Raw genomic sequence first — 7,854 nt, 5'->3', positions numbered from 1 at the left:
TTCTAACAATGCAGGTTCTTTTATCCCTTTCAGCTCATTTGGAGAATATTTTCCAATAATGAAAAAATTAATCGCAACGACTTCTTCTACGGTTAGATATCTCATCGATCAATAAGCCCCTTGATGGTCTCATCATATTCTTCAAGAGTTTCGTTTAATACTTCAAAAAAATCTTGGGAGATTCCTTTTGGCAAATCAACTTTTTTACTTTTCTTTATAACAATTTTATCCTCTTCAAGCTCCATTTGTATTTCATCTCCTTGATGAATACCAAGCTTATTTAGAAACTCCATTGGAAAGGTAACCCCAAGTGAATTTCCAACTTTTAATACTTTTCGTTCTGCGCTTAACATTTATCTCACCTCTTTGTTATAATTGTTATAACTGTTATAACAATTATATCACGAATTAGATTTATAAAAAAGGTTATAGAAGAAAATCTTGAAGTACAACGTTCCACTCCAAATAAACTTTTGTAGACTAAATCCAAAGTTTTATTTTCTAATTCAGCGATTCTATGCACCAATTGCCTTATTAAATACTGTCTCACAGTTTTTTTGAACCGATATCGAAAGCTTTTGCACCACTTCTTATGAACAATAAAGCTGATTACAATCCATCTTTGAAATACTTTTTGATCTCGCTTTCCACACTACCTCTATTTACAGAAACGAATTATAAACTCCCCTTATTAACAAAGAGGGCGACTTTCAGGAATGATTCAAAATAATTAGCGAACAGTGCCTGGCACTGTTCGCTGTGTATTTTGAATTCTTTATCAAAACGTCTTGTCATTATAGACACCCCGCATCATTGATAGATTTACTGTACATTTCCCTATTCGTTGTGTCTATAATCTAGACTAACATCATTGTGTTCATTGTTCGTACCTTTTCTGGTTATTCAATAACGTCTTTAGGTTATTAAATACTACTCCCTTTATATCCTTAATACCTAACACTTTTGCAAACTCATCATAAATAAATTGTAAATTATATGATGCTATGCTACCTTTGCCAAAAGGTCCATCAGTTTCAATTAATAATCGTTCCAAGGGAATTTTCTCTATGATTTTAAGTCCTTTTTCTGCTGTTAACATTGAGTAATTCACAGAAAAATAATATCCATTTCTTATTATCTCATCCACCAGAGACAGAGGTCCTGAATACCAATGAAATACAGCAAAACGCACATTACTTTCCTTTAAAATATTTAAAACATCTCTCTCTGCCATTCTGGAATGGATAGACAATATCTTATTATGCTCCCCTGCCCTCTTGCAGATATATCTGAATACCCTTTGCTGTTCCATCCTGTAATCAAAATATTCTTTTGAGTAATCCAATCCTACTTCACCAATGTATTTTGTATGAGGAAGCCATTTTTCAAAAAGAGTTTTATTGAAACGATGGGTTTTTGCTATTTGAGGATTATACCCCATAGCTATTCTTACATACTTTGACTTAGGAAATAGTTTCTTACATTTATCGTATATTTCAGGCAAATTTGTAACAAATAGAGCATATATTTTATTTTGAGCAAAGTAGCTATACATTTCCTCATAATTCTTGTAGTAATCAATGTGAATATGAAAATCAACTAAGCTGGGCATGTTCTTTATCCCCAATTCCCAAATAATCTAACAATCCGCCACCATTTTTAGCATCTTCCTGCTTAATCATCTCTATCAATTCTTTCATTGATTGATGATATAGCCGTTCGTATGCAATTAGTTTATCATACGATAGTGCCCCTTGCCGAACCAAAAGGGCTCTAATATAGTCCGCATCATCCTTATGTTTAAGATACCTTCTTATACTAAAGAGAAGAGCCTTTAAGTCACTGGCTTTCCCTTGCAGGTTGTTATATTTCAAAATAAATTCGGCATTTAGCTTATATTTACTATTATAGACAGTCTTATCAGTTCCTACAGCCAAAAATGATGCTCGTCTGATGAGACAGGGATAGCAGTAACCACAGTTGCAAGGTGGTTTAATTTTATCGTATCTTGATAAGCATGGATGTGAACATGAAAGTGTTCTTGGAGCATTTTTCTTAAAAACTGTTTTATCTTTATGCTCTGCAACAATTTGACCTTTCGACTTGTCCCAATAAAAATTCTGAATGGTATGATTTAAACCAACTTCTTGTAAAATTTGATTTAGTGATTTTAAGAAAATGGGATGGGTAGTTCTTGTACTACAGCTTCCGTTTCTGCTATCAGTTAGAGGAACATTTATACCAATAAATCCGTTTTCTGGTATATAAACAGGAGTTCTATTCCCCAAGATAGAGGCAATTGCAACTGCACCAGCTAAGAATAAAAATGACCTGCTTCTGCTTGAACTCTCCACTCCTAATCGAGCTTTTTCTCCGTCTACTTTTAGCGGGGATAAAGGGTTTACATTAAATAAAATTAGCTCCTTAGATACAGAAGGATAGGCTTTATCTATTTCATCAAAAAGTTCATTCTGTCTACTCGTTAAAAGATTGTATTCCCTAAATCCGACGAAGCAAGTATTTTCACGTCTGTCTAAAAGAGTCAAAGCACCGCAAAAAGAATCCAAACCGCCAGAAAACAAGCTGACTGAATTAAATCTTGCTTTGTCTATTAGTTTGTTTTTAGTATTTTTCTTATTCGCTCTAAATTTGTTCTCTGATTTTCTAAATTTAATTGTCCATTTATCCCCACTTAAAAATCCAAGCGTCTCTTCCAATTTTGCTTTTACATTAATCCATTTCTCCACTTCCAACACCGGCAAGTGTAGCGTAATATTCCTTGTCCAATTATCAAATGTATCTTTTCGAGGTATCCTTTTATCTGCACAAAATACGCTAATAGCTATAATTAACAAATCCTCGCTGATATTTGATAAAGATTGGAAGCCAAATCTTCTCCATAATTGCTCTACATCTGTCTTAACGTTTGATTTATTGTTTTTGTCAAATAAATTGAAAACTACCAAGTTCTGTTCAAATCTTCTATCCCCAATACTATCCTCTACCTGCTTGTTAATCCATACATTAAACAAGAGCCTCACTCCAAACAGACAAAATTTCAAATGCCTTATTGCATTTTTCCTCTATAATTTGTCTTCCTTGCATTCCGTTCCAATCAACCTTTTGGATGTCTTCTATTGAAAACTCGGACTCTATTGTAGTACGAATGTAAGTCTTGACACTTTCTTCGGCCGTATCATATTTGTTCAAAGTATTAAACATAGTCATCAACTTTTCAGCGAAGTTAGTAAAAAAACAGTTTTGTATAAACTTTATAATAAACTCCCTAATGAATTCCCCCGTATCAATCGAACCAATAATGTTATTGTAATCTTCTTCATTCTCAGCACTCATCAACAGTTCTCTCATAAGTTCACTCATGCTTTGTTGAGCAACACTTTCATATAAGTCATTTCCGCTTTCATTAAAATACTCTAAGAGACCTGAACGTATCTTTTCAGCTGGCAGGTTTCTTAAATGTGATAGCCCTACCTTTTCCAATGCTTCCAAAAATCCATATTGCCTTACAGCCTCAATGAAGTTGACTGACTTTGCTCCTATATTACCAACTGAGTTTGAATAAGACTTCCTTCCATCCCTCATAGCCTTAGAAAAACTTGAAACAGCCTTTCCTACGGAGGAAGGAGTAAAACCACTCCTAACCATATTTGTTACAGCCCTTTTAGAATCTGACCATAAGTAACCAGTTGGAGGAATATATCCTTTAGACGTTCCCATTTATTTTATCCCCCTATTTTTGTCCATAGTTTATCATCCATCTTCTTCTCGTTTACATAAAAGTCTCTCAATTTATCAAAAGTTTGTTTTCCTGTCTCGAAAAATAAAATAATTTCTTTTGGTGTAACATCGCTTTTCTTAATTTTTTTGAACTCTTCGAAAAGACGTTGTTGATATTGAGGAAACACTTTATAAAGTTGCACTAAAACCCATAAATGAGCCTTATGGTCCTGATTATATTTTGATATAATCCCTTTAACAATTTCATTTCGAGTAACCTCATCCACCTCTTTAAGTTCCTCAATCTTCCTCTTTCTAATTATTTCTGAGAAAGATGCGTTGCAGATTTGATTAATGATTTTCCGTTCTTCTTGATTTAAGTTTATTGAAGAAAGTTTTTTATCAGTGACCGAGTCGCGAGCTAAATAAAAATATTGAGATAAATCAAATTCCGATAGATTAGTCGGTTCTACCCCGATCCATCTTTTTATTTTTTCTTCGAACCATCCACTATTTTTTTCTTCTGAACTTGTTTTTGAATCATCTTCTTTATTCAAGTTTTGATTTAATACCTTATTTTCAATCTCAGACAGAGGTTTCGGGTATCCATTGTGTTCAATCTGCCATTTGTATAGTTCTTTAAATAGGTCCTTATCAATATACTCAAGAACCATCAACTTAGCTAAAACAGCTAAGTTTAAGTCTATCCCTTGTATCTCAGCAAGACTCTTTCTAATGTAAAAGGTGTTTAAAAACCGCTTGGTTTGTCGTGGATTCCCTTTGAGTGTGGCCGCAATTACGTTGCCAATACTATTAAATATATTTATTTGTTCTTCAAAATCTGATTGGCTATATCCAGGTTTATAAATTTCACCATTTGCGTTTGATAATCCAGCAACAATTTCAATAAGTTCTTTCCCACTTATAATTTCTCCCTTAACAAAAATCCCCTTCTCTTTCAACTTGCTGATTAGCTGGTTCAATATCTCCTCACTTAAATACATTTCACTTATCAATAGGAGCATATAATTCTTTATATCCGTCTCTGCCAATTCAGCAATCCTAATAGGTAATTGGACTATTTTTTCTATATAATCTATTGATACATCTAAATCTACATCATCCAACTGAGGATATTTTCTTTTGATAGAATAAGTGATAATGTTTTCATCCATTGCAATAATAAAAGTTGTCTTCTCTACTGCTAAAAACAACTTGATTGCTTCTAATGTCTCAATAATCCTATCAGGACTACATCTATCTAAATCATCAATCATGATGATTAGGTTATCAATTTTTGATTCACGAATAATGTTAGTAAAGTCTTCCCTGAATTTTCTGACATTACCAATGATGCTCTCCTGCTGTTGTGCTTTTATGTACATTTCTTTTAACTTTGATGCGTTATCCAACTGTTCCTCCACTTCTTTTTCGGTATCAAAATCTTCAACTTTTAATCCACCGAAAAGCATAGGAAGAGGATTTCCAGTAAGTAGGCTAAGTGATAATGGAATCCCCTTCTTTAAGGCTGTACTCCCCACTCTTATCCAATCTACTCTTTTAATCAGATTTTTTATTTGCTCAGCAGACTTCTCAAAAAAGGTTGAATTCTCCTGGAGGCTTTGCAGAATCGCTTCCATTAAAGCTGTTTTTGCATCATCATACCCTTCAAACATCCAAGCATTTACTGTTACAACAGCAATTTTTTTCTTAGTTTGATTTTTTGTTGTTTGTTCAATTAAATGTAGTAAAGTAGATTTGCCACTGCCCCAGTTGCCAAATAAACCTATTGTCAAGGGATTCATTCGTTCGCTTGTAGCAATTTCACAAATAAGATTTGCATAAGGTTCATAAGCCAACATATCTATTTTTGAAGCATCATCAGCCCACATAATTAACCTTCACCCTTTTCTATATACATGCACCTTAAAACCATGACTTCTGTATGAACACCTTTTTCCATAGCTATACTGCTCCTAAATATTTCTATACAAAAGGAGCGGAATTGGCATGAAACGTTTGAAAATCACAAATGATCACGGTTGGACACCTCGAACCCTTCGGAAACAAGAACGGAAAATCAAAGATGCTTCCCTTCGTGTTCGGGTGACCGCTGTTCGTCTTGTTATGGAAGGTCACCTCGGTAAAGATGTCGCAAAAATGGTCAATCTGTGCCGTCAATCGGTTGCCCTCTACGTTGCACGTTTTAATCAAGGTGGGCTCGATCATCTACTCGATCGTTGCTTACCACCTGGTCGCGTGCCGTTTCTTACGGAAGAACAACAACAAGAAATCAGACAACTCGTGTTAACTACTACACCTTTGGATGCTGGCTGGGGCATCGCTTCATCATGGAATACGCGCATTTTACAATCTTACATTCAACAAACTTATGGCGTTTCGATGTCACGGGAAGGGATTCGCAAGTTGTTGCATCGTCTTCGTTTGTCATGGACACGTCCGACTTACAAGCTCGTCAAAGGAGACGCTAAGCGTCAAGCTGCTTTTCAAAGAGAACTTGAATTTATAAAAAAACTAATTACCGAGAATGTTACCATGTTTTATGTGGATGAGACACATGTTCGTGCTTATCAAGCGCTACGTACGACATGGGCAGAAGTAGGAAATCAAAAACAAGTGCCAAGCTACGGTCACCATGACCATGTGTCCATTTTTGATGCAGTTGACGTTCAACAAGGCGATGTTGTTTTCCATCGTGCATCATCCGTCAATGCCGAAACGTTCCTCGACTTTTTGCGCCGATTGAAAGAGAAATATACGGATCGATTCCTCGTGCTTGTGTTAGACAATGCGCGTATTCATCATGCCAAGATGGTACAAGCCTTTCTTGATGGCGAGGAAGGCGATGCGTTTCATTTCATCTTTTTGCCACCGTATTTTCCACAGTTGAACCCGATTGAACGGTTATGGAAGTGGTTGAAAGATGAGGTGATTACCAATGTTTTTCACAAGGATCAAAATGACATTGCCCAATCCATTACTCGCTTTGAACAGTACGTTCTACAACACCCGGATGAGGTGTTGCGCCGCATCGGGTGTGCTGCGTAAATCAGAGGTTAAAATTTTAAATTGGATGTATATATATACATCTAAACAAAACATACGTTCCTTTTTATTGTAACTTAAAATAGATTTACTTTTCAAACATTATTGACTAATCCTATTATAACTTATTTTATTTAGTAAAATGGGTAATTAAAGTAGAAGGATGAATGAAGGGAGAAACTTTATGGCAGATAATATGTCCAAAGAAAATAGAACGAAAACGATGAAAGCTATCCGTTCTCAGTCAAGGTTGGAGAATCGCCTTACAAAAGAACTATGGAGGAGGGGATACCGATTTAGAAAAAATGATAAAACCCTTTTCGGCAAACCTGATATTTCCTTAAAGAAATATAAAATAGCCATCTTTATAGACTCCTGTTTTTGGCATGTATGTCCCATTCATGGCAACAAACCAAAAAGCAATCAAGAATATTGGGATAAGAAGCTCTTACGTAATCAACAGCGGGATATAAAGGTAAATGATTATTATAAAAAGAATGGTTGGCATGTAAAAAGAATTTGGGAACATGAAATAAAGAAGGATTTAGATGCTGTAGTCGATGACATCTCGAATTTTATAGATAAGGTTAAAAACCAAAATAAAAAGCCTTGACTATAAGGCAGTTAGTCAAGGCTGAATAAATGCTATATCGAAAACGCCATCTGTTCTTCGTTAGAGGCTTCGACACTACTTTGTTTTTTTGCTTTTTGTTTTGTTCTGTAGTTGAGCAATTTTCGTTACAATAATTACCATTTGAAAAGAGACAAACAGGGTACCCCTTATGCCACGTGGAGCTGTTTTTTCACGGTATCAATGGGAATATTTTGTTTTGCTGCACGATAAATGAACTCCACGAGGCTATGTCCTTTTCTCTTGCGCAGGAGATCGAGCCCATCCGAAACATCACTGTTCGACTCGAACATGCTGTACACATACGCAAGTTGCACCAAGATCCAATACCGTTTCACCGCCCGACGCCCGCGAACGCGGTATCCATCGAGTTTCAGCTGGTCTTTCGCTTGACGGAAAAAACATTCGATCGACCAACG

At 35.5% G+C, this 7,854-nt stretch carries 8 protein-coding genes; 2 read left to right on the top strand and 6 right to left on the bottom strand.

The features are described from left to right. Positions 1–101: 101 nt before the first annotated feature. The 5 genes from BM213_RS13430 to BM213_RS13410 all read right to left on the bottom strand — a co-directional run bounded on the left by BM213_RS13430 (position 102) and on the right by BM213_RS13410 (position 5,630). Positions 102–353 (bottom strand): AbrB/MazE/SpoVT family DNA-binding domain-containing protein, encoded by a 252-nt coding sequence (locus BM213_RS13430; RefSeq protein WP_004888888.1) that lies wholly within the window; start codon positions 351–353, stop codon positions 102–104. Positions 354–877: 524 nt separating this feature from the next. Continuing rightward, a complete protein-coding gene (locus tag BM213_RS13425; RefSeq protein WP_091704991.1) occupies positions 878–1,612 on the bottom strand; it encodes a TatD family hydrolase in 735 nt (244 codons plus the stop codon). Further along, complete coding sequence (gene qatC, locus BM213_RS13420; protein WP_091704985.1) at positions 1,596–3,032, bottom strand: Qat anti-phage system QueC-like protein QatC; 1,437 nt, start codon at positions 3,030–3,032, stop codon at positions 1,596–1,598. The genes BM213_RS13425 and qatC overlap by 17 nt, the downstream gene beginning before the upstream one ends. Continuing rightward, positions 3,025–3,738, bottom strand: a complete 714-nt coding sequence (locus BM213_RS13415) for a hypothetical protein (protein ID WP_091704983.1) — start codon at positions 3,736–3,738, stop codon at positions 3,025–3,027. The genes qatC and BM213_RS13415 overlap by 8 nt, the downstream gene beginning before the upstream one ends. A gap of 5 nt (positions 3,739–3,743) precedes the next feature. After that, positions 3,744–5,630, bottom strand: coding sequence for a KAP family P-loop NTPase fold protein (locus tag BM213_RS13410; protein ID WP_091704980.1), 1,887 nt, complete (start codon positions 5,628–5,630; stop codon positions 3,744–3,746). Between the two features lie 118 nt (positions 5,631–5,748). Between BM213_RS13410 and BM213_RS13405 the strand changes: the two genes are divergently transcribed. Together BM213_RS13405 and BM213_RS13400 are read left to right on the top strand one after the other, a co-directional pair. Further along, complete coding sequence (locus BM213_RS13405; protein ID WP_091704977.1) at positions 5,749–6,807, top strand: IS630 family transposase; 1,059 nt, start codon at positions 5,749–5,751, stop codon at positions 6,805–6,807. A 181-nt stretch (positions 6,808–6,988) separates the two neighbouring features. Next, entirely contained in the window at positions 6,989–7,417 is a 429-nt protein-coding gene (locus BM213_RS13400; protein ID WP_091704974.1) for a very short patch repair endonuclease, read from the top strand. 167 nt (positions 7,418–7,584) lie between these two features. Here the strand turns inward: BM213_RS13400 and BM213_RS13395 are convergent. Next, positions 7,585–7,854 (bottom strand): transposase (locus BM213_RS13395; RefSeq protein WP_143091210.1); only part of this gene is annotated, 270 nt, incomplete at its 5' end.

It is taken from the genome of Anoxybacillus pushchinoensis (assembly GCF_900111795.1).
Lineage (GTDB): Bacteria > Bacillota > Bacilli > Bacillales > Anoxybacillaceae > Anoxybacillus > Anoxybacillus pushchinoensis.
Note: the sequence above shows the minus strand (reverse complement) of the source record. Positions and strands in the feature narration are given on the sequence as shown.